Source organism: Ruegeria sp. BHSC043 (assembly GCF_059612985.1).
The window spans coordinates 35,477-59,862 of the sequence record NZ_JBXWRS010000007.1; the positions used below are offsets into that span (position 1 = coordinate 35,477).

The following is a 24,386-nucleotide window of genomic DNA, read 5'->3' on the forward strand; positions in this document are numbered from 1 at the left end:
GGCAGTAAACAGGGCCAGAAGCAAAATAAGGAGGCTGCAATGGGATTGAATGTCTACCTGTCGGGCGAGATCCACACGGATTGGCGCGAACAGATCATCGAAGGCGCGCAAGGGCTGGACGTCACGTTCAACAGCCCAGTGACCGATCATGCGGCCAGCGACGATTGCGGAGTCGCCATTCTGGGGGCCGAGCCGAACAAGTACTGGCACGACCACAAAGGCGCGATGGTCAACGCGATCCGAACCCGCAAGGGGATCGCCGATGCCGATGTCGTCGTGGTGCGGTTCGGGGACAAGTACAAACAGTGGAACGCGGCTTTTGATGCGGGCTATGCTGCCGCCTTGGGCAAGTCGATCATCGTGCTGCACGGCCCCGAACATCAGCATGCGCTGAAAGAGGTCGATGCTGCCGCGTTGGCGGTGGCCGAAGAGCCGCGCCAGGTGGTCGAGATCCTGCGATATGTTCTGACCGGAAAGCTGCCCGGTTGACCGGAACAGAGGCTGCAGCCCGACACGTGTTCGGTATATTTACAGGCTGGCCGCGGCGACAGTCGGCAGGCCGGGCGGCATCTCGGTCCGGAGGATTTTTTGGTTCTGAAATTCGGCCGTGCGCCCCAAGCATGAACGATGCCCAAAAGATGCATTTTGGGGAAAAGTTTGTGCTGTTTCCCATGAAATACTGCACAAGGTTCGTGGAAAAGAGATATCGAATGATGCGTATATGCGCGAATTGAAACGCACGGGGACGAAATGCTCGAGGAATTCAAATCATTTGTTGCCAAGGGCAATGTCATGGATATGGCTGTCGGTATCATCATCGGGGCAGCCTTTACCGCAATCGTCACTTCGCTGGTCGGCGATCTGATCAACCCGCTCATCGGGCTGTTCACGGGTGGCGTCGACTTTACCAACAACTATGCCGTTCTGGCCGGCGATGTTCCGGAAGGTGCCAGCCTCGAGGCTGCGAGGGAAACCGGCGCTTCGATTTTTGCCTATGGGGCGTTCATCATGGCGGTCGTCAACTTTTTGATCATCGCCTGGGTGGTCTTCCTTCTGGTCAAGATGGTGAACCGGGTGAAGGATGCCGCTGCGAAACAAGAAGAGTCAGCGGAAGAGGCGCCGGCAGGACCCAGCGAGTTGGATATTCTCATGGAGATCCGCGACGCTTTGAAAACATAAGTGCGCTTTCGGCAACCCGTTCGGGGTTGCCGTTCCGAAACAGACGGGAGGGGACAGATGGATCAAGCAATGGATATGGCGGGCCAGGCGTGGCCGTTGGTGATCAGCGCGGGCAAGGCGCTGATCGTTCTTGTTTTAGGGTGGATCGCTGCGGGGTCGATTTCGGGCGTTGTCCGAAATCGTATCAACCGGACCCCGCAGATAGACCCGACCCTTGGGAATTTCGCCGCCAGTACGGTCAAATGGGTGATCTTGGCCATTGTCCTGGTCGCCGTCCTTGGCATCTTCGGCATTCAGGCAACCAGCATCGTGGCCATTCTGGGCGCCGCCTCGCTGGCGATCGGTCTTGCGCTGCAAGGTACGCTCAGCGATCTTGCCGCCGGTGTGATGCTGGTCGTGTTCCGGCCTTACAAGCTGGGTCAGTTTGTCGATATCGGCGGGACGGCGGGAACGGTGAAAGACCTGAATCTGTTCACCACCGAACTGGTGACGCCGGACAACGTGCAGATCATTGTGCCGAACGGTCAGGCCTGGGGGTCGATCATCACCAACTACTCGGCCCATGACACGCGGCGCGTCGACCTGGTGTTCGGGATCGACTATGGCGACAGCGCCGACGAGGCGATGAAGATCATTCTGGATGTCGCAAAGGCGGATGGCCGCGTTCATGCCGACCCCGAGCCCTGGGTGCGGGTGACCAACCTGGGCGACAGCTCGGTCGATCTGACCGCGCGCCTGTGGTGTGCCGCCGCCGACTATTGGGACGTCAAGTTCGATCTGACCAAGGCGGTGAAGGAGGCGTTCGATGCCAAGGGCATCTCGATCCCCTATCCGCATTCGGTGGAGATCCACAAAGAGGGCTGAGCGCTCCCGCCCGTCAGTCGGGCATTGGAAATGCCCTGTTTCGGTTGGGCGTGGCGCCGCGCGTTTCGCGCGGCGCCGTTGTTTCTGGCCGAGGCGGGATCAGCCCTTGATTACAACCGACGGGGAAACCACGTCGATCCCCAGCGCCTTGCCGACGGCGTAGTAGGTCAACTGCCCGGCATGGACGTTCAGCCCGGCCAGCAGGTGCGGGTCGTCTTGGCAGGCCTGCCGCCAGCCTTTGTCGGCCAGCGCCAGCATGAAGGGCATGGTTGCGTTGCCAAGGGCGATGGTCGAGGTGCGGGCGACCGCGCCCGGCATGTTGGCCACGCAGTAGTGCATGATGCCGTCGACCTCGTAAATCGGGTCGGCATGGGTGGTGGGTTTCGATGTTTCGAAACACCCGCCCTGGTCGATGGCCACGTCCACAAGAACCGCGCCGGGCTTCATGGTCGACAGCTGAGCGCGGCTGATCAGTTTCGGCGCGGCCGCGCCCGGAATCAGAACCGCGCCGATCACCATGTCGGCATCGCGGATCAGCTCGGCCGTGGCGCCGGCGGTCGAGTACTGGTTCTTGAACTGGCCGCGGAACACATCGTCCAGATACCGCAGCCGCGGCAGCGAGCGGTCCAGAACCGTGACATCCGCGCCCATCCCGGCAGCGATGCGGGCCGCGTGGGTGCCGACCACCCCGCCGCCGATCACCACGACCTTGGCCGGCCCCACGCCGGGCACGCCGCCCATCAACACGCCGCGCCCGCCATTAGCCTTTTGCAGCGTCCACGCGCCGACCTGCGGGGCCAGGCGTCCGGCGACTTCGGACATCGGCGCCAGGAGAGGCAGCCCGCCATTGGCATCGGTCACGGTTTCATAGGCGATCGCGGTGCAGCCCGACGCCAGCAGATCCTTGGTCTGTTCGGGGTCGGGGGCGAGGTGCAGATAGGTGAACAGCACCTGGCCTTCGCGCAGCATCTTGCGTTCGACCGCCTGGGGTTCCTTGACCTTGACGATCATCTCGGCGGTGGCGAAGACCTCGGCGGCAGTGTCCACGATGCGGGCACCGGCGGCGACATAGGCATCGTCGTCAAACCCCGACCCCAGGCCGGCGCCGCGTTCGATGATGACCTCATGCCCGCGCGCGACGGCCTCCTGCGCGGCGTTCGGGGTCATGCCGACGCGGAACTCCTGCGGTTTGATTTCTTTTGGGCAACCGATTTTCATTGGGCTCTCCGTTCACAAACTGCACAAATTATGTGCAGTTTGTGGCGCAATTTTTGTGAAACTCGATGCGCATTCGAACTAAAATGCGGGACAATATTCGATAGACTTAGACAAACTTGCAAAGAAAGTGCGCCAATGAGCCTGGATGCGACCGACCGAAAGATTCTGGCTGCTCTGCAGCGCAAGGGGCGGATGTCGAATGCGGAACTGTCCGAACAGGTCAACCTGTCGCCCTCGGCCTGTCACCGTCGGGTGCAGCGGCTGGAGGCCGACGGCTATATCCGCGACTATGTCGCCCTGCTGGACGCGCGCAAGCTGGGCGTTCCGACGACCGTGTTCGTCGAAATCACCCTGCAGGGTCAGGCGGAAGAGGTTCTGGAGGCTTTCGAGAAGGCGGTGCGGCGCATCCCCGACGTGCTGGAGTGCCACCTGATGGCAGGAACCGCCGACTATGTGCTGAAGGTCGTGGCCGAAAACACCGAGGATTTCGCGCGCATCCACCGCCAGTATCTGTCTCGGTTGCCGGGCGTGGCGCAGATGCAAAGTTCGTTCGCGTTGCGGACGGTGTTCAAGACCACGGCTTTGCCGGTCTGAGCGCGGCCGGCGGCGGTTGTATCCGCCGGGCGGTCGGGCCAAGATCGGGGTCCGGCGGTAGCGGTCGCCGCGTCATGTCCCGGTTACACGGGATGGCTAAGACCCGCAGCCACGAAAGACAAGGAGCAGCCCAATGGCCGAAGAAGAACAACAAACCCCGTTGGCCGACCAGAATGAAAACGGCCGCGACGCCGACGACGACACCCCCGACTGGCTGGAGGCCGAGCTTCAGGACACGCTGGACGAGGATATCGAGATCGAGTTCAGCGAGCCGATGCTGTCGATGGAGGTGCGCAAGATCTACCGCGAGCAGCACCCCGACATGCTGGATCGCCGGGTCTATTTCCGCAACCTGCTGCGCCTTCAGGCCGAATTGATCAAGGTACAAGACTGGGTTCAGCATACCGGCGCCAAGGTCTGCATTCTGTTCGAAGGCCGCGATGCGGCGGGCAAGGGGGGTGTGATCAAGCGAATCACCCAGCGCCTGAACCCCCGCGTCGCACGGGTCGTCGCGCTGCCGGCCCCCAGCCGGCGCGAACAGAGCCAATGGTATTTCCAGCGCTATGTGCCGCACCTGCCGGCCGCGGGCGAGATCGTGCTGTTCGACCGGTCCTGGTACAACCGCGCCGGGGTTGAGCGTGTGATGGGCTTTGCCACCGAAGACCAGGTGGAACAGTTCTTTCAGGACGTTCCCGAATTCGAGCGGATGCTGGTCCGGTCCGGCATCATCCTGCTGAAATATTGGTTCTCGATCACCGACGAGGAACAGCAGCTGCGGTTCCTGATGCGGATCCACGACCCGATGAAGCAATGGAAACTGTCGCCGATGGACCTCGAATCGCGCATCCGCTGGGAGGACTATACCAAGGCCAAGGAGGACATGCTGTTCCGTACCAACATCACCGAGGCGCCCTGGTACATCGTCGAAGGCAACGACAAGAAGCGCGAGCGCCTGAACTGCATGGAGCACATTCTGACCAAGATCCCCTATGAGGACGTCCCGCACGAAAAGGTCACGCTGCCCGACCGCAAATACAACCCCGAATACGAGCGCCGTGTGCTGCCCGACGAGTTGTACGTGCCCAAGATCTATTGATGGACCGCCCCGATCCGGGGCGCGCCTCTCACGGGATCAAAACAGGAAATCGCCGCGTCCGAGGTCGGCCAGAAGGATGTCTTCCAATATCATCTGGTGGCCCAGACCATCGTCGATCATCACGTCGTTGCCTGACTGAACGGCGTGGTTGTTCATCAGATCAGCATAGTTGGCGATTGCGTCGCTGCCGCGCAGATCGACAAGATCGGCGGCGCCAAAATCGATGACCCGGTCGATGCCGCTGGAAAAGACGAACTGATCGGCTCCGCCACCGCCGACCAGGGTGTTAGCCCCTCCGCCGCCGACCAGCCTGTCATTGCCACTGCTTCCGACCAGCCGGTCGTCTCCGGTCGCGCCGAGCAGCAGATCATTGCCCGCGCCGCCGTGCAGAAGGTCATTCCCGCCGCCACCCAGCAAGCGATCGATGCCGGCCGCCCCGACCAGCCGGTCGTTGTCGCCGTGTCCTTTGAGCACGTCATTGCCGTCGCCGCCGTTGATCCGGTCATCGCCGGATCCGCCCGCGATCAGGTCGTTGCCGCCACGCCCGTTCAGCGTGTCCGCCCCGTTGCGCCCAAACAGCACATCGCGCCCGGATTGGCCGATTACTATGTCGTCGCCGGCACCGCCATCGATGCGTCCGGAATCTCCGGCTTGCAGAACCAGCCAGTCGTCGCCGTCGCTGCCCACCGTCCCCGCGGCGACGATCTGACGCTGTGGGTCCGTCGGGGCGGGCGGTGTTGGGGCGGTACCGGTATCCAGTTGGACAGGCGCCGCAGTGCGCGCAAAATTTTGCGTCACCATGACCGCGTCATAGTTGACGCCATTGTGCAGGTACTTGCCCAGTTCGATGCCGATTCCGACAACCGTGACATTGGGGTCCAGAATATTCGCCCTATGTCCGGGGCTGTTCATCAAGGCGGTATGCAGGTCCTGCACGTCGTCGCTCAGCCCGGGGGCTCCGCGCACGCTTTGCCATGCAATATTTTCGGTCGCGCGCCAACTGCCCGAAAACGAAAACCCGGCGCTGGCCATCCTGTCCCACGGGTCCGACCCGCCGGCGCCGGTGTGGCTGAACTGGTCCACCTGCAGCATCCAGCGGCTGTGGTCTTCGGCCGCGTCATTCAGGCGCAGCTCGAGTTGGACAGGAGCAAGACCTCGACTGCTGCGTTCGGCATTGATGAGGTCCAGCATCTGCCGTTCAAGGTTGCTCGCGACTGACAAAGTTCCGTCTCCAGTGACTCGGGCCTATTCTGGCCGGACCATAGTGGCGACAATTTGACGATGGAACGCAGAAAGCCTGCTGAAATCGCCGCTGGGCAGATCACCACTCAGACATGCGCGGCAATGTGCGGCAATCTGCCTATGCGCGTTGCCCCGCTGTTGCACCGGGCATGACAAGGAATGCGGTCAGATTCGGCAATCGCAAACGACAAACCCCCGGGCAAGGCCTCGGGGGTCGTCAATAGTGTCATCCAAAGCTGGAGGAGGTTTGCTCAGAGCAGACCTTCGCGCTGGGCTTTCTTGCGTGCCAGTTTTCGGGCACGGCGGATCGCTTCAGCTTTCTCGCGCGCTTTTTTCTCGGACGGTTTCTCGAAATGCTGCCTCAGCTTCATTTCACGGAACACGCCTTCGCGCTGCAGCTTTTTCTTCAGGGCACGGAGCGCCTGATCGACATTGTTGTCGCGAACACTAACCTGCATGTGGTTGTCACCACCTTTCTAAGTTCGAGTTGCAAGGAAATTGCAGGAATTGGCCGTATAGCAAAGCGGTCCTAACTTGTCTAGTACTATGCCAGACAGTTGGAGAGCCGCCATGACCGTGATCTATGAAGACGCCAAGCAGCAGTTGCTGGACGCCATCCTGACCCATGTGCCCTTTGACGGATGGTCGGACACCAGTTTTCGCGCGGCGATTGCCGACTGTGGCCTGGACGAGGGGCTGGCGCGCGCGATCTGTCCGCGCGGTGCGGTTGATCTGGCCTTGGCCTTTCACGACCGGGGCGATGCGGCGATGCTGGAACGGCTGAAATCCGAGGATCTGAGCGATCTGAAATTTCGCGACCGGATCGCGGCGGCGGTTCGGTTCCGCCTGCAGGCGGTTCCCGACAAAGAGTCCGTGCGCCGGGGCGTGGCCCTGTTTTCCCTGCCCATGTACGCCGGTGACGGCGCCAAGGCGGTCTGGGGCACCTGTGACCTGATCTGGGATGCGCTGGGCGACACGTCCGAAGACGTGAACTGGTACACTAAACGCGCGACGCTTTCGGGGGTATATTCCTCGACCGTGCTGTTCTGGCTGGGCGATGACAGCCCCGACCATCAGCGCACATGGGAATTTCTGGACCGTCGCATCGAAAACGTGATGCAGTTCGAAAAGCTCAAGGCGCAGGTGAACAAGAACCCGCTTCTCAAGCCGTTTCTGGCCGTTCCCAACTGGCTGGCGGGCCAGGTGCGGGCTCCGATCCGGATGCGCGCCGACCTGCCGGGCATGCTGCACCCGCGCAAGTAAGCAGCTGTTCCCGCTGGGCCTTTGCCGATTTGACTGATACCAGTTGCGCAAAGGAGATTTGCCGATGACCAAGATGATGCGCGCTGTCGAGATCACCTCGCCGGGCGGCCCGGATGTTCTGCAACTGACCGAACGCCCCATACCCGACCCCGGCCATGGTCAGGTGGTTCTGAAAGTGGCCTATGCCGGCGTCAACCGCCCTGATGCGTTGCAGCGGGCCGGGGCCTACGATCCGCCGCCGGGGGCCAGCGATCTTCCGGGGCTCGAAGCGTCGGGCGAGGTGGTCGCCATCGGCGCGGGGGTCTCGGGTCTGGCCCTGGGCGACAAGGTCTGCGCGCTGCTGCCCGGTGGCGGCTATGCCGAATATGTCGCCACGCCCGCTGCGCATTGTCTGCCGGTGCCCACCGGCATGGGCTTGAAAGAGGCCGCCTGCTTGCCCGAAACCTTCTTTACCGTTTGGTCCAACGTCTTCACCCGCGGCGGGCTCAGGGCGGGCGAGCGGTTCCTGGTGCATGGCGGCTCCAGCGGTATCGGCACCACCGCGATCCAGTTGGCCAACGCGTTCGGCGCCCGGGTCTTTGCCACCGCCGGGTCTGACGAGAAATGCGCGGCCTGCGTGGCGCTGGGGGCGGAAAAGGCGATAAACTACAAGACCGAGGATTTCGTGGCCGCCCTACGGGCCGAGGGCGGGGCCGACCTGATCCTCGACATGGTGGGCGGCGACTATATCCCCCGCAACGTCAAGGCGCTGGCCGAGGATGGGCGGCTGGTCCAGATCGCCTTTCTGCAGGGGCCGGTGGCCGAATTGAACTTTGCCCTGATGATGGTCAAGCGTCTGACCCTGACCGGCAGCACCCTACGTCCGCAAAGCGACCTGGCCAAGGCCCGGATCGCGCAGGACCTGCGCGAGGCGGTCTGGCCGCTGCTGGAGGCGGGCAAGGTTGCGCCGGTCATGGACAGCGAGTTCGATTTGGCCGAGGCGGCGGCCGCGCATGCGCGGATGGAAAGCTCGGGCCATATCGGCAAGATCGTTTTGAAGGTTTCGGGCTGAGGGCGGCAGCCCCGCGTGCTTCAGGCGACGGCCCGGCGGTACAGGTGCCAGGTGGCGTGACCCAGAACCGGGATCACCACGATCAGCCCCAGCATCAGCGGAAGCGCACCAAGCACCAGAAATGCGGCCACGATGCATCCCCAGGTCAAAATGACCCTGGGGTTGCGCCGCAGTACCCGGACCGAGGTGACGACGGCCACCGGCAGGCCGACCTTTCTGTCCAGAAGCAGGGGAAAGCTGACCACGCTGATGGCCAGCGCAACCAGCGCAAAGCCAAAGCCCACCAGGGTGCCGGCCAGGATCATGGTCCAACCCGCGCTGGTGGTGACGGCCTGGATCAGGAACTGGCTCAGCGCCGTTGGCGCCTGTGGCCCCATCGTGTGCAAGAAGATCGCATGCGCCGTCGCCAGCCACACCAGCAGCAACATCACCAGGTAGAAGCCCAGCGCCAGGATCGCGCCCAGTGACGGCGAGCGGAACACGCCGAACGCGTCCAGCCAATGCACCTCGTACCCCTGTTCGCGTCGGCGGCTGATTTCGTACAGGCCAAGGGCCGCCACCGGTCCGATCAGGGCAAAGCCCGCGATCAGCGGGGCCAGCAGCGGTACCATGTCGGCCTGCATGCCAAGCCCGAACATCACCAGCCCGGCGATCGGATAGATCAGGACGATGAAGATCGCGTCGGCGCGGCCCGCCTTGAAATCCTCGTACCCGGCCTTCAGGCAGGCTCGCAGGTCCTGCAGGGTCAGCCTGCGCACCTGCGGCAGGTGCCGTGTGTCCGCGCTGCCGATACCTGTGACGTTTTCCGCGATATGCTCGGTGGTCGCACCCAGATTGCGGGCGGCCCAACTGACTGGATTGCCGATCGTTTTTGCCATCTTGATACCTTTCCTTGGCCCATACGCGCCGCGGAATGCATCCGGCATCGGGTTGCCCGTGGCCGGATGACCCGGCAACGTCCAACTTCAATCTACCACAAACTGTCGCACATGCACTTCACTGTTCCGAGATCGGGTGATTGCTCTGTCGCGCAGGCGTGCTAGCTTGGCAGCAGTTTTCAGGAGGTGAGCATGCAGCAATCGGCGCGTAACGTAGTCATCCATGAAACCGGCGGCCCCGAGGTTCTGAAGATCGAGGACAGGCCCCTGCGCGATCCCGGGCCGGGGGAGGTTCTGATCCGGCACCATGCCTGCGGGTTGAATTTCATCGATGTCTACCAACGTTCGGGCCTGTATCCGCTGGACCTGCCGCATGCGCTGGGCATGGAGGGCGCCGGCGTCATCGAGGCCGTGGGCGAGGGGGTAACCCATCTGCAACCCGGCCAGCGCGCGGCCTATGCCGCCATGCCGCCGGGCGCCTATTGCGAGGCGCGGGTGATGCCGGCTGCCCAAGTCTGCCCGCTGCCGGGCGGGATTTCATTCGAGACGGCGGCGGCAATGATGCTCAAGGGGTTGACGGTCGAATATCTGTTCCACCGCACCACGCCGCTCAAGCGGGGCGACACGGTCCTGTTCCACGCCGCTGCCGGGGGCGTGGGCCTGATCGCCTGTCAGTGGGCCAAGTCCGAAGGCATCAAGCTGATCGGGACCGCGGGCACCGACGACAAGTGCCGGTTGGCGATGTTCAACGGTGCGACCCATTGCATCAACTATCGCACCGAAGATTTCGAATCCCGCGTGGCCGAAATTACCGGCGGCAAAGGTGTCGATGTGGTGATGGATTCGATCGGGGCCGACACGTTCAACGGGTCGCTGAACTGCCTCAAGCCGCTGGGTATGATGATCTCGTTCGGGAATGCCTCCGGCCCGGTGCCGCTGTTCGACATCGGAATTCTGGCGAAGAAAGGATCTCTGAAGATCACTCGCCCAACGCTGTTCACCCACATCGCCGACCACGCGGTTTGTCAGGCAATGGCCCGCCGGTTGTTCAACAAGGTCACCGGCGCCGAGGTCAAGATCCACATCGACCAGCGGTTTGCGCTGGATGAAGTGGCCGAGGCGCATCGCGCGCTCGAGGCGCGCAAGACCACCGGCAGCACGATCCTGCTGCCATGAAAAAGGCCCGGCGCATCTGGCCGAGCCTTCCGATTTAGGGGGAGGGGTCAGAACCGGTAGGCCGCGCGGATCTGGAACGTCGTGGCGTCCACGTCCACGCCGGTCGAATTGAAATTGTCGAATTCGTGGTACAGGATTTCGCCCGCGATCGAGACGTTCGGAACGATGATCTGTTCATAGCCTGCGCCGATGAACCAGCCGTCGTCGCTGCCCAGTGTGTCAGTACTGGCCTCGGCGTAACCGGCCACGCCGTACAGCAGACCCTGCGGGTTAACCTTATAGCCGGCACGGGCTTTCAGTCGCCAGACATCCTCGACCGTCGCGGCCCCCGACAGATCCACATCCGACCAGTCATAGTCGAATCCGCCGCCGACGACCCAATCGCCCAGATCATAGTCGTAGCCCAAGATGATACCACCGATCACGCCGTCGCCATCGACCCCGGACAGGCTGGTGCCAATATCGGCATAGCCGATCTGCGCGCCGCCGTAGAAACCGGTCCAATCGCCCGAGGATTGCGCCATCGCGGTGCTGGCAGCCAAGGTCGCAACCGTAGAAAGAAGTGCCAATTTTCCCGTCATCTTCGTTCCTTTCAGTCAAATGATGTGCTGCGGCCACAGGTCGCCGGCGGTCCGTGAAATCGTATACGGCCGGTCGCCGGCCGTGGATCAATCTGGTCTGACGCTCGGGCCATATGACGCGCCCTTTTGGGGAAGAAATGTGCTGGCTTCATTGAAAATAAATGGACCTGCGCACACGGCTTTCAAGCAACGCCCGGCGGCAGAGGCGAACTGCCGCCGGGGTGTCAGCGGATTATTGCTGCAGTTCGGCCGGATCCTTGTCGGCGATGGTGTCCCAGTTTGCGCTGGCTTTTTCGATAAAGCCGGGAATGTCGCCTTCCCAGCGTTGCTGGATGTCTTCCGACAGGTTCAGGTACAGCTTGTTGTCGACGATCTTCCAATAGGTCGGATCCCCGTCGAACTTGAAGCCCATCGCGGCCCCGAATGCGCAATAGCCGCCATAGGCCGGCAGATATGCCTCGGGGTTGGCCTCGAAGGCTGCCTTGTGTTCCTCGGTCGCGAAGCGGTACAGCGCGTCGTTGTGCAGGGCCGTGATCTTGTAGCTGCCCTTGGTCGCCTCGCCTTCGGTGAAATAGGCCACCGGGTCATAGCCCTGCATGGCCAGACCGGTCGACGAGGCGTTGATTTCGACCCCGGCCGCCAGGGCCGAGCTTGCTATTGCGACCGACAGCGCCACGCCGCCCAACAGGGATTTGATCTTGTTCATGGTTCCACCTTTCCTGATCGGGCCAGCCCGGCATGTCCACGCGCGGGTGTTCCGGCTCCGAAATTGCGTATCGTGCGCCCGGAGATCGGGTGTCACGACACCTCAGGTGGGAAAGGCGCCGATCACGTTCAAAGCAATCAAACGTGATTGGGCCGTGGACGGGCAGACGGCGCTAGGATTTGCCGATTTTGGGTTCGGTTCCGGCCTTGATGCGGGCCAGGTTTTCACGGTGCCGCCAGTAGATCAACAGCGTCAGCACCGCGCCAAGGGCAAAGGTGGCGCCGTTGGTCAGCAGGGTGATCCAGATGGTCGACAGCGCCGCCGCCGCAAGGGCACCGATGGATGAAATCCGCCAGATCGCCGCCGCCACCAGCCAGGTCAGGCAGCAAGCAACGCCGACCCGCCAGTCCAGCGCCAACCAGAGACCCAGAAAGGTGGCCACACCCTTGCCGCCCTTGAAGCCCAGCCAGACCGGGTAGCAATGGCCGACAAAAGCCGACAGCGCCGCGATCTGCGCTGCGTCCTCGCCAGCCAGCGCCCGAGCCAGAAGAACCGCCAGCGCGCCCTTGCCCGCATCGAACAGCAGGGTCAGCGCGGCCGCCGCTTTGTTCCCGGTGCGCAGAACATTCGTGGCGCCGATATTGCCCGATCCGATCTTGCGCAGGTTGCCCAACCCCATCAGGCGCGCGACAAGCATACCGAAGGGGATGGACCCCATCAGGTATCCGATCGCGGCCCAGATGATCAGTTGGGTCGTCGTGCTGTCGAGAGGGGGCATCAGGGTCTCCGGTAGATTTCTTTGCCTGCAACGTAGGTTGCGGTGACCTTACCCTGCATCCGCTGCCCGTCAAACGGCGTGTTCTGCGATTTCGATTTCAGCGTGAACCGGTCCAGCACGAAGGGCACATCCGGGTTAAACAGCACCAGATCGGCCGGGGCGCCCGCGCTCAGGCGGCCGCAGTCCAGCCCCAGTCGTTTCGCTGGGTTCAGCGCCATGGCCCGGAACAGGGTCGGAAGGTCCAGTTGATCGGCATGATACAGGCGCAGCGCAGCCGGCAGCAGGGTTTCCAACGCCACCGCGCCCGAGGCCGCCTCTTCGAACGGCAACCGTTTGCTTTCCTCGTCCTGCGGCGTGTGCATCGAACTGATCGTGTCGACCAGGCCGGAGCGCACGGCCTCGATCACCGCCTGCCGGTCATCCTCGGAGCGCAGCGGCGGCTTGACCTTGAAGAAGGTGCGATAGTCCGCCACGTCCAGTTCGTTCAGTGTCAGGTGATGGATCGAGGTGCCGGCGGTGATGTCCAGCCCGTTGCGCTTGGCCCGCTCCAGCGCGGGTAGGGCGCGGGCCGTGGTGATCTGATCGGCGTGATAGGCGGCGCCGGTCATTTCCAGCAAGGCGATGTCGCGGTCCAGCCCCATGCGTTCGGCCATAGGCGAAACGGCCGGCAGACCGCGCAAGGCGGCGAACTTGCCGCTGGTGGCGGCGGCCCCGTGGCTCAGGCCAGGGTCCTGCGGGTGGGCGATGACCAGCGCGCCGCAGGCCTTGGCATAGGTCAGCGCGCGGGAAAACACCTTGGTATCGGCCACCACATGGTCGCAGTCGGTAAAGGCCACCGCACCCGCATCCATCAGAAACCCGATCTCGGTCATTTCGCGCCCGTCGCGGCCCTTGGTCAGGGCGGCCATGGGCAGCACGTTGACGGGCGTATCGGCCTGGGCGCGGCGGGTGACGAATTCGAGCGTTTCCGGCGTGTCGATCGCAGGCAGGGTGTCGGGTCGGGTGACCATTGTGGTCACGCCACCGGCTGCGGCGGCAAGGCCCGCGGATTTGTAGCTTTCCTTGTGTCGCTCGCCCGGCTCGCAGACCTTGACGCCGATATCGACGATGCCGGGGGCCAGACACTGGCCGCCGCAATCAATCATCTGCGCGTCCGCTGCGGGCGCCGAACCGCCCCCGCTGGCCACGATCCGTCCATCGGCCACGTGCAGCCAGCCCAGCGCGTCGGTTCCGGCTTCGGGGTCGATAAGGCGGGCGTTGGTGAAGATCAGGTTGGTCATGCCATTGCCCTTTCAATCGCAGCTTTGGTGGCGGCCGGGTCGGTCTGGTACTTGATCAGGTGCTTGTCGCCGCCCTTGGTGACGATCTGCACGAAGCTGCCCATGATATTCACGGCCGCGATCTGCTTCAGCGGCACGCTGCGTCCGCCGGGGCCGGTCAGGGTGGTGTTGGTCATCTGCCAGTTGGTCGCCAGTTCCTCCGACGCCAGGTACCACGCCCGGACGCCCACCGCCGCCAGACCGGCCGGGGCGCCGGTCCAGACATAGGGATTGCCGATCAGCCACAGCACGAACATCGCGCCCGCCATCGCGCCCGCGGCCAGCCAGGCGTTGGTGCGGACATAGGCGCCCTTGTCCGGCGCAAAGATCACAGGATCAGCCACAGAGCACCTCCGATGACCAGCAGTATGATCAGGGCAAGTATGGCCGATCCCGTCTGGCGGGGTTGCTCGCTCGAAACCGGGTTCGGCGCGGCCGAGTACGGTCTCGCGCTTTCGGTCGCGATAGTGCCGCCGGTCCAGTTCGTGGCCTCTTCGGTGTAAAGGCCGATCAGGCGCAGGCGCGGGTCGGGGTCCAATGTGACCGCGCGCCCACCCAGAGCGGCGCTGCGCAGCACCAGAACCCAGCCGTCGACCGACTCCAGCTTGGCCCGGTCCAGCTGGTCCTCGGAGACGCCGCAGCCCTCGCTGAGATAGCCGTAGAGGCCCAGATCCTCGAGGTCGGACACCGGAAAGACGTCGATCTGCTTGGGGTCCAGCCCCGAGACCCCAAGGACCTGATCTGCCGCGCCGGGTTCGCGCAGGAACTTCGCCTCTTCGGGGCGCATGTCCAGCGCGAACAGGCGGATCACGCCGCGCTCGCCAGCGGATAGGGTCAGATCTCTCATGCCGCCTCCTTTAAGTTGCGGGCCAGCAACTCCATCGCGGCCATGCGCACGGCGACGCCCATCTCGACCTGTTCCTGGATGACCGAGCGGTTGATGTCATCGGCCAGCGTCCCGTCGATCTCGACGCCGCGGTTCATCGGGCCGGGATGCATCACGATGGCGTCCGGCTTGGCCAGCGCCAGCTTGGCGGCGTCCAGGCCATAGCGGTGATAGTATTCCCGTTCCGACGGGATGAACCCACCATCCATCCGCTCTTTCTGAAGGCGCAGCATCATCACAACGTCCACGTCGCGCAGGCCTTCAGTCATGTCGTCATAGATCTCGGCCCCGAATTCGGCGAATTGCGCGGGCACCAGCGTCGGTGGGCCGATCAGGCGGATGCGGTTTTCCATCTTGCCCAGCAGGATCAGGTTTGACCGCGCCACGCGGGAATGGGCGACATCCCCGCAGATCGCCACGTTCAACCGGTGCAGCCGCCCCTTGGCCCGGCGGATGGTCAGCGCATCCAGCAGCGCCTGCGTTGGGTGTTCGTGCCGCCCGTCACCGGCGTTCAGCACCGCGCAGTTGACCTTCTGGGCCAGCAGATCCACCGCGCCCGAATGCGGATGCCGCACCACCAGCAGGTCGGGATGCATCGCGTTCAGCGTCATCGCCGTGTCGATCAGGGTCTCGCCCTTTTTGATCGAGCTGGCCTGCATCGCCATGTTCATCACATCCGCGCCCAGACGCTTGCCCGCAAGTTCGAAACTGGCCTGCGTGCGGGTCGAGTTTTCGAAGAACATGTTGATCTGGGTCAGCCCCGCCAGAACGTCCGAGTGCTTGGCCGATTGCCGGTTCAGATCGACGTATTTTTCGGCCAGGTCCAGAATGGCGGTGATGTCGGATTGGGACAGATGCTCGATGCCAAGTAGGTGACGATGGGCGAAACGCATGGGCCGGGCTCCTGTCTGACAGTCGCGCCGCTTATAGAAAGCGCAGCGCGCCGGGGCAACTGGACTCAGTCCCCATCTGGCAGTTTCTCGCATCCGCCTTCGGGCAGGCACCGCTCGCCGGGTTTGCACCACTTGCCGTATCCGCAATCGACGGCCTTTCTGGGCACGCAGCCTTGATTGGCCGAGCATTTGAACCCGGTGCGGCATTGCGATCCGGTCTCTTCGCACAGGTACCAGCCCGGGCGCGTGCAACCTCCGCCGGGCAGGCAGGTCGAGCCGGGTGCGCAGGTCCGCCCGTCGTCGCAGGGCGTTGCCGGTTTCGGTGAGGGGTCGAAGTCTGGCGAACTGCGCTCGCATTCGCCGCGCCCGTTGCAAAAGGTCCCGCCCGGGCAATCCAGCCGCGAGGCGCATTTGTTCGCCCCTGCCGGTGCACATCGGGTGCCCCCGGCCACGCATTTCTCGAACGGTCCGCAGGACCGCCCGCCGCCGCAATAGGTGCCCCCGACCTGAATGCAGAACCCGTCAAAGCTGCAGCGTTGGCCGACCGAGCAGCATTTCAGACCGCACTGGAACTGGCCCGCGCGGCATTGTCCGCGATCATCGAGAAACGACTGGGCCAAAGTCGCGCCCGGCGGCAGGACGAACAGGGCAATCAACAGGAGTTTCAGCATTCGGACCATGACAGGGCCATGGTCGGCCGGGCAATGGGTCAAGGCAAGGCCAATTCGCTTTCACTTCTCTCAAAGCTGGTTAGATTGATGAGCATGGAATCGGCCCTTGATCCTTTTACCGCGCGCGCCCTGCTGGAATGGCAGGTCGAACTGGGTGTGACCGACGCGATCGTCGACACCCCGATCGATCGCTATGCCCTGCCGGACACGACGCCCAAGGCGCGGAAACCTGCTACGCCTCAGGCCGCGCCGCAGAAGCCGGTTGCGCTGGACCCGGTGGCCGAGGCGAAAAAGTCGGCTGCGGCCGCATCGTCTCTGGATCAACTGCGCGCGGCGATGGAGGCCTTCGCTCATTGCGACCTGAAGCGCGGCGCGCGGCACCTGGTCTTTGCCGACGGCACCGCCGGTGCGCCTGTCATGATCGTCGGCGAGGCTCCGGGCCGTGATGAGGACCGCGTGGGCAAGCCATTCGTCGGCCGCGCCGGGCAGTTGCTGGATCGGATGCTGGCCGCGATCGATATGGACCGCGCCCAAAACGTCTACATCACCAATGTCCTGCCCTGGCGCCCGCCGCAAAACAGGGACCCTCGGCCGGACGAGATTGCCATGATGCAGCCGTTTCTGGAGCGGCACGTAGCCCTGGCCAAGCCGAAGGTTCTGGTGGTGATGGGCAACATCAGCTGTCAGGCAGTACTGGGCAAACGCGGCATCACGCGGCTGCGCGGTCAGTGGGATCAGGCGCTGAACCTGCCGGTCCTGCCAATGCTGCACCCGGCCTATCTGTTGCGCCAACCCCATGCCAAGCGTCAGGCCTGGGCCGATCTGTTGGAACTGCGCGCGTTTCTGGAGGGCAATAGATGAAGATACTGGCCTTTTCCGACCTGCACTTGGCCCGCAACAGGGCGGCCGAACTGGTAGCGGCCAGCGCGGACACGGATCTGGTGATCGGGGCTGGAGATTACTGCAACGGGCGGCAAGGGCTGGATCAGGCGATGGAGATGCTGTCGGGCATTTCAGCGCCAATGGTGCTGGTGCCCGGCAATGCCGAAAGCGCCGAGGAACTGGCCCGGGCCGCGCCGGACGGCGTGCATGTGCTGCACGGGTCGGGCATGACGTTGGACGGCGTTGAACTGTTCGGGCTGGGCTACGGCGTGCCGGTCACGCCCTTCGGAGACTGGTCCTGCGATCTGACCGAGGCCGAGGCCGAAGAACTGCTGAACCGCTGCGACGGGGCCCATATCTTGATCACCCATTCGCCGCCTAAATCCTGCGGGGATGTCACATCGCAGGGACTGTCCGTCGGCTCGGTCGCGGTGCGCGATGCAATCGAACGGATTCAGCCCGAATTCAACTTTTGCGGGCATATCCACGACAGCTGGGGCGCGCGCGGCAGGATCGGCCGCACGCAGGTGGCCAACCTGGGCCCCAAGGTCAACTGGTTCGAGGTCGAGACATGATTGAAGCCACCACGCTGCTGGCATTCGTTCCGGCGGCCCTGGCGCTGAACCTCACGCCCGGGGCCGACATGATGTTTTGTTTTGGGCAGGGCCTGCGTTCGGGCGCGCGCCCGGCGGTCGTGGCCAGCGCCGGGGTGTCGGCGGGTCTGATGGTGCATGTTCTGCTGGCCGGGCTGGGCCTGGGCGCAGCAGTTGCGGCGCTGCCATGGTTGTTCGACGTGATCCGCTGGATGGGCGTCGGGTATCTGCTGTATCTGGCCTGGGGCGCGATCCGCAACGGGGCGATCTTGGCCGAGACACCGGCCCGGCCCACGCGTTTCGCCTTTCGCGACGGGATGCTGGTGAACCTGACCAACCCCAAGGTGATCCTGTTCGTGCTGGCCTTCATCCCGCAATTCGTCTCGCCCGACAGCGGGTCGGTCCTGCTGCAGTTCCTGACGTTGGGCGCGATCATCGCCGTCGGCGGGCTGGTGGTAAACGGCTTGGTTGGGGCCTTTGCCGGCGGAGCCGGGCGGGTGCTGGTCTCCAGCCCGCGCGCCTCGCGCATTCTGGGCTGGGTCAGCGGCGGCGTTTTCACGGCGCTCGCGGTGCGGCTGGCCGTCATGGAAAGGACCTGAACCCATGTCCCGCATCGACGAAACGATCGAGTTCATCCCTGTCCGCATCGCCGTTCTGACCGTGTCGGACACCCGGTCCATGGCCGAGGACCGGTCGGGCCAGACGCTGGTCGACCGGATCGAACGCGCCGGTCACATCCTGGCCGACCGCAAGATCATCCGGGACGAACGCGACCAGATCGCCGACCAGCTGCGCGCCTGGGTCGCCGACCCCCGGATCGACGTGGTCATCTCGACCGGCGGAACGGGGCTGACCGGGCGCGACGTAACGGTCGAGGCGCACCGCGATGTCTACGAAAAGGAAATTGAGGCCTTCGGAACCGTTTTCACCCTGATCTCGATGGAAAAGATCGGCACCTCGGCGGTGCAGTCGCGGGCCACGGGCGGCGTGGCGGGCGGGACCTATCTGTTCGCCTTGCCGGGCAGCCCCGGTGCCTGCAAGGATGCGTGGGACGGGATCCTCGAAAAACAGCTGGATTACCGCCACCGCCCCTGCAATTTCGTGGAAATCATGCCCAGATTGGACGAACATCTGCGACGGAAGTAGACTGGTCGTGCGTTTCAGGTGGGTTAACTGCCTTGTGGCTTGGCATTTTTTGCTGTCAGGCTACGTTCGTGTGCATGGCAGCCTGCTGCGACCGGAGTGAATGATCGATGCGATTTCTGCGGCAAAGCCTTGTCGGTATCTTTCTGGCGTCGCTGATGTTGGCGTTGCTGCTGGTGGCCGCGCAACTGATCACCGGTGCCGTGCAAGAGGTGATGACCCGCGATTCCGACCCGCCGCCCCCGCGCGAACGGGTGTTTGCCGTCACCGTCCAGAAGGCCGAGGTGACGACGGCCACCCCGTATCTCGAGGCTTTTGGACAGGTCCAGAGCCGCCGCCGGCTGGAGTTGCGGGCTGCGCTTGGCGGGCGCGTGATCAGCCTGGCGGAGAATTTCGAAGAGGGTGGCGAAGTCCGCGCCGGCGAGGTTCTGGTGCAACTGGACCCCGCCGATGCGTTGGCCGTGCTTGAACGGGCGCGATCGGATCTGCTTGATGCGCAGTTCGAACAGCGCGACGCGGAACGCGCGCTGCTTTTGGCGCAGGACGAACTGCGCGCCGCGCAGGCGCAATCCGACCTGCGCGAACGGGCCTTGCAACGCCAGAAGGATCTGCTGGAGCGCGGGGTCGGGGCAACGGCCAGCGTCGAAGAGGCGGAACTGGCTGCCGCCTCGGCCCGCCAGACGGTTCTGTCGCGCCGGATCGCGCTGGCCCAGGCCGAGTCGCGGGTCGATCAGGCGACCACGCTGCTGGCGCGCGCCCAGATCGCCTTGGACTCGGCCGAACGCGATGTCGATGACATGACGATCCGGGCCGGGTTCGACGGCACGCTTTCGGGTGTGTCGCTGGTCGAGGGCGGGCTGGTGACCGCGAACGAAAAGCTGGCCGAACTGGTGGATCCGCAGGCGCTCGAGGTCGCGTTCCGGGTGTCCACCGCGCAATATGTGCGCCTGCTGGACGAGCGGGGCGCGCTGATCACGGCGCCGGTCACGGTCTCGCTCGAGGTGACGGGGACCGATCTGGTCGCCACCGGACGCATCAGCCGTGACAGCGGTTCGGCTGGCGAAGGCCAGACTGGGCGTCTGATCTTTGCGCGGCTGGATCAGACGACGGGGTTCAAGCCGGGCGATTTCGTCACCGTCTCGGTGCAGGAACAGCCGTTGGAAAACGTGGTGCGCCTGCCGGCCTCGGCGCTGGATGCGCAGGGCACGGTGCTTGTGCTCGAGGGCGAGGACCGCCTTGCGGTTCTACCCGTCGAGCTGGTGCGCCGACAGGGTGACGCGGTTCTGTTGCGCGGGGAAGGCCTTGCCGGGCGCGAAGTGGTGGTGGCGCGCACGCCGCTGCTAGGCGCCGGTGTCCGGGTGCGCCCCGTCCGCATCGAGGACAGCGCGGCCGCCGACCCCGACATGGTCGAGCTTAGCGACGAACAGCGCGCGCGGCTGGTGGCCCAAGTCGAGGCCAGTGAGCGTATGCCGCAAGAGGTCAAGACCCGGGTGCTGAACCAGTTGGCCGCCTCGAAGGTGCCTGCGTCACTGGTGCAGCGCCTGGAAACCCGGACGGGGGGCTAGCGCGATGATGCGCGGGATCCCGGATGCGGCCGGCGGCCTGCTGAGCTATTTCACCCGGCACCGGACCGTGGCCAACCTTTTGCTGGTGGTGATGCTGGTCCTTGGGGCGGCCGCGGCCCCGAACATGCGGGCGCAGTTCTTTCCCGATGTCGTGATGCAATGGGTGGAAATCGACGTCGAATGGGACGGCGCCGGTCCCGAGGACATGGACAGTGGCATCGTCCAGATCCTTGAACCCGCGCTGAAGGGGATCGATGGCGTCGCCACCACCGAAGCGACTTCGCGCGAGGGAACCGCGAACATCGCGCTGGAATTCGAACCGAACTGGGACATGGCCCGCGCGATCGAAGACGTGCGCACCGCCATCGACAGCGTCACCAACCTGCCCGAGGACGCCGAAGAGCCCTCGATCCGGCGGTCAGCATGGAGCGATCGGGTGACGGATGTGGTCATCACCGGCCCCGTTGAGGCCGAGCAGCTGGCCCGGCTGACGGACGAGTTGATCAACCGTCTGTTCGCGGCCGGCGTGACCCGTACCACGATCCGGGGGCTGGCCGCACCCCGCATCGTGGTCGAGGTTCCCACCGCGCAGTTGATCGCCCGCGACATCACGATGTCCGAGATCGCCGCCGCCATTGCCGCCGAAGTCACCGTCAACCCCGCGGGCGATGTGTCTGGGGCCAATGCCCGGATCCGTACCGGGATCGAAAAGCGTAGCCCCGAACAGATCGAGGGCATCGTGCTGCGCAACTATCCCGATGGGTCCAAGCTGGTGGTGCGCGACGTGGCGCGGATCCGGCTCGAGGGGGTGACCCGTAACCGCAGCTATTTCGTGGGCGAGAACCCGGCCATGTCGATCCGCGTGGACCGGTCGAACCTGGGCGACGCGATCGGCATTCAGCACACGGTCGAAGACGTGGTGGCCGAGATGCAGGCCACCCTGCCTGAAGGCATCACGATCGACCTGATCCGCACCCGCGCGCAGGCCATCACCGACCGGCTGGACATCCTGATCGACAACGGCCTGATGGGGCTGGGCCTGGTGGTGGGCCTGCTGTTTCTGTTCCTGAACGCCCGCATTGCCTTCTGGGTGGCCGCAGGCATTCCGGTGGCCATGTCGGCTGCCATCGCCTTGATGTATATCGGCGGGCTGTCGATCAACATGGTCTCGTTGTTCGGGTTGATCATCACGCTGGGCATCGTAGTCGATGACGCGATCGTAGTGGGCGAACATGCCGATTTCCGCGCCCGCCGCCTGGGCGAGCCACCGGTGGTTGCCGCTGAACGCGCGGCCCGGCACATGGCGATGCCAGTCCTTGCCGCCACCGTCACGACGGTGATCGCCTTTTTCGGCCTGACCGTTATCGGCGGCCGGTTCGGCGAGCTGATCCGCGACATTCCCTTTACCGTGATCGCGGTGCTGGCCGCCTCGCTGGTCGAATGCTTTCTGATCCTGCCCAAGCACATGTCCCACGCCATTGCGCATTCAGCGAAGGAACACTGGTACGACTGGCCCAACCGGGTGGTGAACCGGGGCTTTCGCTGGGTGCGCGACCATCTGTTCCGCCCGCTGGTCGCCTGGGCCATCTGGGCGCGTTATGTGGTGGTGGCGCTGATGGTCGCCATCTTGGCCAGCCAGATCGCGCTGTTCATCCGGGGCGACGTGACCTGGCGGTTCTTCAACGCCCCCGAGCGCGGCTCGGTCACCGGCAATTTCATCATGGCCGAGGGCGCCACCCGCGCGGATACCTTGGAAATGATGCACATGCTGCAGCGCGCGACCGAGGAACTGGGCCGGATCTACGAAGAACGCCATGGCCGCAACCCCATCGACTATGTTCTGGCCGAGGTCGGCGGCAGCGCCGGCTATGGCCTGTCGGCCGCGCAGGGCAAGGACAGCGATCTGCTGGGTGGCATCTCGATCGAATTGATCGACGCCGACCTGCGCCCCTTTTCCAGTTTCGAATTCGTGGGCGAGCTGCAGGAATTCGCGCCGCGCCACCCAAAGGTCGAGTTGCTCAGCTTCCGGGGCTGGCGTTCGGGTCCAGGGGGCGATGCGATCGACGTACAGTTCTATGGCGCCGACGTGAGCACGTTGAAGGCTGCGTCCGAGGCGCTGCAAGCCGAGCTGTCGAAATACCCCGAGGTTTCGGCGCTTGAAGACAACCTGGCCTATGACAAGGAAGAGTTCGTTCTGGACCTGACGGCCCAGGGCGAGGCGCTGGGCTTTCGCATCGAGACACTGGGCCGGGTGCTGCGCAACCGCCTGAACGGGATCGAGGCCGCGACCTTCCCTGACGGACCCCGCAGTGCCGAGATCCGGGTCGAGCTGCCAGAAGGCGAACTGACGGCCGATTTTCTGGAACGCACCCTGATGCGTTCGCCCGAGGGTGTCTATGTGCCGTTGGCCGACATCGTTTCGGTTCAGCGCAAGTCGGGGTTCTCGACGGTACGCCGGGAGAACGGGCTGCGGGTCGTGACGGTCAAGGGCGACATCTCCGAGGATGACCCGGCCCGCGCTGCGGAAATCGCCCGCGCCATGCACGACGAGATTCTACCGAAGATCGCCGCCGACAAACAGGTCGACTGGCGCATGGCCGGCCTGAGCGAACAGGAAAACGAATTCCTGGCCGAGGCCCGAACCGGGCTGATCCTGTGCCTGACCGGGATCTACCTTGTGCTAGCCTGGGTCTTCGCCAGCTGGACCCGACCGCTGGTGGTGATGTCGATCATCCCCTTCGGCCTGGTGGGCACGATCTGGGGTCACTACATCTGGGATGTTCCGCTCAGCATGTTCACTGTGGTGGGGTTGCTGGGCATGACCGGGATCATCATCAACGACTCGATCGTGCTGGTCACGACCATCGACCAGTACCGGCAGGAGCGCGGGCTGGTGCCGTCGATCATCGAAGGCACGGCCGACCGTCTGCGGCCCGTGATGCTGACCACGCTGACTACGGTTCTGGGGCTGACCCCACTTCTGTACGAAGGGTCGCAACAGGCTCAGTTCCTCAAGCCGACGGTGATCACGCTGGTCTATGGGCTGGCGTTCGGCATGGTTCTGGTTCTGTTGCTGGTGCCGGCGCTGCTGGCCATACTGAATGACGTTGCCCGCCCCATGACCGCGATGCGCAGGGCGCTGCGCGCGCCGGACCGGGTGGTGCGCGCCTCGGCCATGGGTACCGGTGCCGCGATGCTGATGTGGATGATGGTCACGATGGTCTGGCCGTTGGTTGCGGGCGCCCCGGCCGGGGTTGTCGCGGGCTTTTACGGCGGGCCTGACGGGCCTGCGATCCTGCGCATGGGGCTGGGTGCCTTTGCGGCAGGAGCCGTGGTCATTCTGGTCGTCGGGATGCTGGTGTCGAGCCTGCTCTATGCGCGGTTCTCGGCCCGGGCGAGGGCCTGAATCAGCAGTTCCGGCACGCGCGCGCTCATCGGCAGGGCGCCGCTCAGGATACGTTCGGTGGGAAACCAGGCCGCGTCGAGCGCGTCGTCGCCGGCCTTGGGTGTGCCCGACTCGAACCGGCAGGCCACCCCCACCAGCAGGTAGTGCGCGCGGACTTGCCCGGTCTCGTCTCGGTGCAACAGGTCCAGGTTGCCCAGATAGTGCTGCGGGCTGGCGGTCACGCCGGTTTCCTCTAGCAACTCGCGGGCTGCGGCCTGCAGGACGGTCTCGCCCCACTCCACATGCCCACCGGGAAATCCCCAAAGCCCCGCATCTGGGGTCTTGCTGCGCTGTACCAGCAGCACCTGCCCGTCCTGCACCACCACGGCCAGGGCGCCGATTCGGGGGAACCGGCTCATAGGG

27 protein-coding genes are annotated in these 24,386 nt (G+C 64.3%); 14 read left to right on the forward strand and 13 right to left on the reverse strand.

Annotation, left to right across the window (positions count from 1 at the left end; translation table 11 throughout):
- Positions 1 to 39: 39 nt before the first annotated feature.
- The 3 genes from AC2FMM_RS12105 (at position 40) to AC2FMM_RS12115 (ending at position 2,043) form a co-directional block, all read left to right on the forward strand.
- Entirely contained in the window at positions 40 to 489 is a 450-nt protein-coding gene (locus tag AC2FMM_RS12105; protein WP_005979113.1) for a YtoQ family protein, read from the forward strand.
- A gap of 261 nt (positions 490 to 750) precedes the next feature.
- The gene (gene mscL / locus AC2FMM_RS12110; protein WP_496796687.1) at positions 751 to 1,179 is read left to right on the forward strand and encodes a large conductance mechanosensitive channel protein MscL; all 429 of its coding nucleotides are present in this window, start codon (positions 751 to 753) and stop codon (positions 1,177 to 1,179) included.
- Positions 1,180 to 1,236: 57 nt separating this feature from the next.
- Positions 1,237 to 2,043, forward strand: a complete 807-nt coding sequence (locus tag AC2FMM_RS12115) for a mechanosensitive ion channel family protein (RefSeq protein WP_496681805.1) — start codon at positions 1,237 to 1,239, stop codon at positions 2,041 to 2,043.
- Positions 2,044 to 2,142: 99 nt separating this feature from the next.
- Here the strand turns inward: AC2FMM_RS12115 and ald are convergent, their stop codons facing one another.
- A complete protein-coding gene (gene ald / locus AC2FMM_RS12120) occupies positions 2,143 to 3,261 on the reverse strand; it encodes an alanine dehydrogenase (protein ID WP_496712255.1) in 1,119 nt (372 codons plus the stop codon).
- A 135-nt stretch (positions 3,262 to 3,396) separates the two neighbouring features.
- Here ald and AC2FMM_RS12125 point away from each other — a divergent pair, with 135 nt between their 5' ends.
- Positions 3,397 to 3,855, forward strand: a complete 459-nt coding sequence (locus AC2FMM_RS12125) for an Lrp/AsnC ligand binding domain-containing protein (protein ID WP_490359842.1) — start codon at positions 3,397 to 3,399, stop codon at positions 3,853 to 3,855.
- A 133-nt stretch (positions 3,856 to 3,988) separates the two neighbouring features.
- Positions 3,989 to 4,951 (forward strand): polyphosphate kinase 2, encoded by a 963-nt coding sequence (gene ppk2, locus AC2FMM_RS12130; RefSeq protein WP_496796688.1) that lies wholly within the window; start codon positions 3,989 to 3,991, stop codon positions 4,949 to 4,951.
- A gap of 36 nt (positions 4,952 to 4,987) precedes the next feature.
- Here ppk2 and AC2FMM_RS12135 read toward each other — a convergent pair whose 3' ends face one another.
- Positions 4,988 to 6,142 (reverse strand): CAP domain-containing protein, encoded by a 1,155-nt coding sequence (locus AC2FMM_RS12135; protein WP_496796689.1) that lies wholly within the window; start codon positions 6,140 to 6,142, stop codon positions 4,988 to 4,990.
- A gap of 302 nt (positions 6,143 to 6,444) precedes the next feature.
- Positions 6,445 to 6,651, reverse strand: a complete 207-nt coding sequence (rpsU, locus tag AC2FMM_RS12140; protein ID WP_007818122.1) for a 30S ribosomal protein S21 — start codon at positions 6,649 to 6,651, stop codon at positions 6,445 to 6,447.
- A 112-nt stretch (positions 6,652 to 6,763) separates the two neighbouring features.
- On the opposite strand from rpsU, the gene AC2FMM_RS12145 reads away from it, so the two are divergent.
- A complete protein-coding gene (locus AC2FMM_RS12145; RefSeq protein ID WP_496796690.1) occupies positions 6,764 to 7,456 on the forward strand; it encodes a COQ9 family protein in 693 nt (230 codons plus the stop codon).
- A gap of 64 nt (positions 7,457 to 7,520) precedes the next feature.
- Positions 7,521 to 8,507 (forward strand): NAD(P)H-quinone oxidoreductase, encoded by a 987-nt coding sequence (locus tag AC2FMM_RS12150; protein ID WP_496681791.1) that lies wholly within the window; start codon positions 7,521 to 7,523, stop codon positions 8,505 to 8,507.
- Between the two features lie 20 nt (positions 8,508 to 8,527).
- On the opposite strand, the gene AC2FMM_RS12155 is transcribed toward AC2FMM_RS12150, so the two are convergent.
- Positions 8,528 to 9,385, reverse strand: a complete 858-nt coding sequence (locus tag AC2FMM_RS12155) for a DUF2189 domain-containing protein (RefSeq protein ID WP_496741496.1) — start codon at positions 9,383 to 9,385, stop codon at positions 8,528 to 8,530.
- Between the two features lie 192 nt (positions 9,386 to 9,577).
- On the opposite strand from AC2FMM_RS12155, the gene AC2FMM_RS12160 reads away from it, so the two are divergent.
- Positions 9,578 to 10,561, forward strand: a complete 984-nt coding sequence (locus AC2FMM_RS12160) for a quinone oxidoreductase family protein (protein WP_496681786.1) — start codon at positions 9,578 to 9,580, stop codon at positions 10,559 to 10,561.
- Positions 10,562 to 10,608: 47 nt separating this feature from the next.
- Here AC2FMM_RS12160 and AC2FMM_RS12165 read toward each other — a convergent pair whose 3' ends face one another.
- From AC2FMM_RS12165 to AC2FMM_RS12200, 8 genes are all read right to left on the reverse strand, one after another.
- A complete protein-coding gene (locus tag AC2FMM_RS12165) occupies positions 10,609 to 11,142 on the reverse strand; it encodes an outer membrane protein (RefSeq protein WP_496796691.1) in 534 nt (177 codons plus the stop codon).
- 232 nt (positions 11,143 to 11,374) lie between these two features.
- The gene (locus AC2FMM_RS12170; RefSeq protein ID WP_496681783.1) at positions 11,375 to 11,848 is read right to left on the reverse strand and encodes a YHS domain-containing (seleno)protein; all 474 of its coding nucleotides are present in this window, start codon (positions 11,846 to 11,848) and stop codon (positions 11,375 to 11,377) included.
- A gap of 172 nt (positions 11,849 to 12,020) precedes the next feature.
- The gene (gene plsY, locus AC2FMM_RS12175; protein WP_496796692.1) at positions 12,021 to 12,626 is read right to left on the reverse strand and encodes a glycerol-3-phosphate 1-O-acyltransferase PlsY; all 606 of its coding nucleotides are present in this window, start codon (positions 12,624 to 12,626) and stop codon (positions 12,021 to 12,023) included.
- Complete coding sequence (gene pyrC / locus AC2FMM_RS12180) at positions 12,626 to 13,906, reverse strand: dihydroorotase (RefSeq protein ID WP_496796693.1); 1,281 nt, start codon at positions 13,904 to 13,906, stop codon at positions 12,626 to 12,628. Before pyrC ends, plsY begins: the two co-directional genes overlap by 1 nt.
- A complete protein-coding gene (locus tag AC2FMM_RS12185) occupies positions 13,903 to 14,289 on the reverse strand; it encodes a hypothetical protein (RefSeq protein WP_496684328.1) in 387 nt (128 codons plus the stop codon). Before AC2FMM_RS12185 ends, pyrC begins: the two co-directional genes overlap by 4 nt.
- The gene (locus tag AC2FMM_RS12190; protein WP_496796694.1) at positions 14,274 to 14,792 is read right to left on the reverse strand and encodes a hypothetical protein; all 519 of its coding nucleotides are present in this window, start codon (positions 14,790 to 14,792) and stop codon (positions 14,274 to 14,276) included. Before AC2FMM_RS12190 ends, AC2FMM_RS12185 begins: the two co-directional genes overlap by 16 nt.
- Positions 14,789 to 15,724 (reverse strand): aspartate carbamoyltransferase catalytic subunit, encoded by a 936-nt coding sequence (locus AC2FMM_RS12195; RefSeq protein ID WP_005979082.1) that lies wholly within the window; start codon positions 15,722 to 15,724, stop codon positions 14,789 to 14,791. Before AC2FMM_RS12195 ends, AC2FMM_RS12190 begins: the two co-directional genes overlap by 4 nt.
- Positions 15,725 to 15,789: 65 nt before the next feature.
- Positions 15,790 to 16,395 (reverse strand): scavenger receptor class F, member 2, encoded by a 606-nt coding sequence (locus tag AC2FMM_RS12200; RefSeq protein ID WP_496796695.1) that lies wholly within the window; start codon positions 16,393 to 16,395, stop codon positions 15,790 to 15,792.
- Between the two features lie 93 nt (positions 16,396 to 16,488).
- Here AC2FMM_RS12200 and AC2FMM_RS12205 point away from each other — a divergent pair, with 93 nt between their 5' ends.
- The 6 genes from AC2FMM_RS12205 to AC2FMM_RS12230 all read left to right on the forward strand — a co-directional run bounded on the left by AC2FMM_RS12205 (position 16,489) and on the right by AC2FMM_RS12230 (position 23,984).
- The gene (locus AC2FMM_RS12205) at positions 16,489 to 17,256 is read left to right on the forward strand and encodes a uracil-DNA glycosylase (RefSeq protein WP_496687649.1); all 768 of its coding nucleotides are present in this window, start codon (positions 16,489 to 16,491) and stop codon (positions 17,254 to 17,256) included.
- On the forward strand, positions 17,253 to 17,852 hold the full coding sequence (locus tag AC2FMM_RS12210; protein WP_496687652.1) for a metallophosphoesterase family protein: 600 nt from the start codon (positions 17,253 to 17,255) through the stop codon (positions 17,850 to 17,852). The genes AC2FMM_RS12205 and AC2FMM_RS12210 overlap by 4 nt, the downstream gene beginning before the upstream one ends.
- The gene (locus tag AC2FMM_RS12215) at positions 17,849 to 18,469 is read left to right on the forward strand and encodes a LysE family translocator (RefSeq protein WP_496684343.1); all 621 of its coding nucleotides are present in this window, start codon (positions 17,849 to 17,851) and stop codon (positions 18,467 to 18,469) included. Before AC2FMM_RS12210 ends, AC2FMM_RS12215 begins: the two co-directional genes overlap by 4 nt.
- Positions 18,470 to 18,473: 4 nt before the next feature.
- Positions 18,474 to 19,016: a molybdenum cofactor biosynthesis protein B gene (moaB, locus tag AC2FMM_RS12220; protein WP_496684345.1), complete on the forward strand. Its 543-nt coding sequence runs from the start codon at positions 18,474 to 18,476 to the stop codon at positions 19,014 to 19,016.
- 107 nt (positions 19,017 to 19,123) lie between these two features.
- Positions 19,124 to 20,578, forward strand: a complete 1,455-nt coding sequence (locus AC2FMM_RS12225; protein ID WP_496796696.1) for an efflux RND transporter periplasmic adaptor subunit — start codon at positions 19,124 to 19,126, stop codon at positions 20,576 to 20,578.
- Between the two features lie 4 nt (positions 20,579 to 20,582).
- Entirely contained in the window at positions 20,583 to 23,984 is a 3,402-nt protein-coding gene (locus tag AC2FMM_RS12230; RefSeq protein ID WP_496796697.1) for an efflux RND transporter permease subunit, read from the forward strand.
- Here the strand turns inward: AC2FMM_RS12230 and AC2FMM_RS12235 are convergent.
- Entirely contained in the window at positions 23,951 to 24,382 is a 432-nt protein-coding gene (locus AC2FMM_RS12235) for an NUDIX hydrolase (protein ID WP_496683059.1), read from the reverse strand. The genes AC2FMM_RS12230 and AC2FMM_RS12235 overlap by 34 nt on opposite strands.
- Between the last annotated feature and the right edge of the window lie 4 nt (positions 24,383 to 24,386).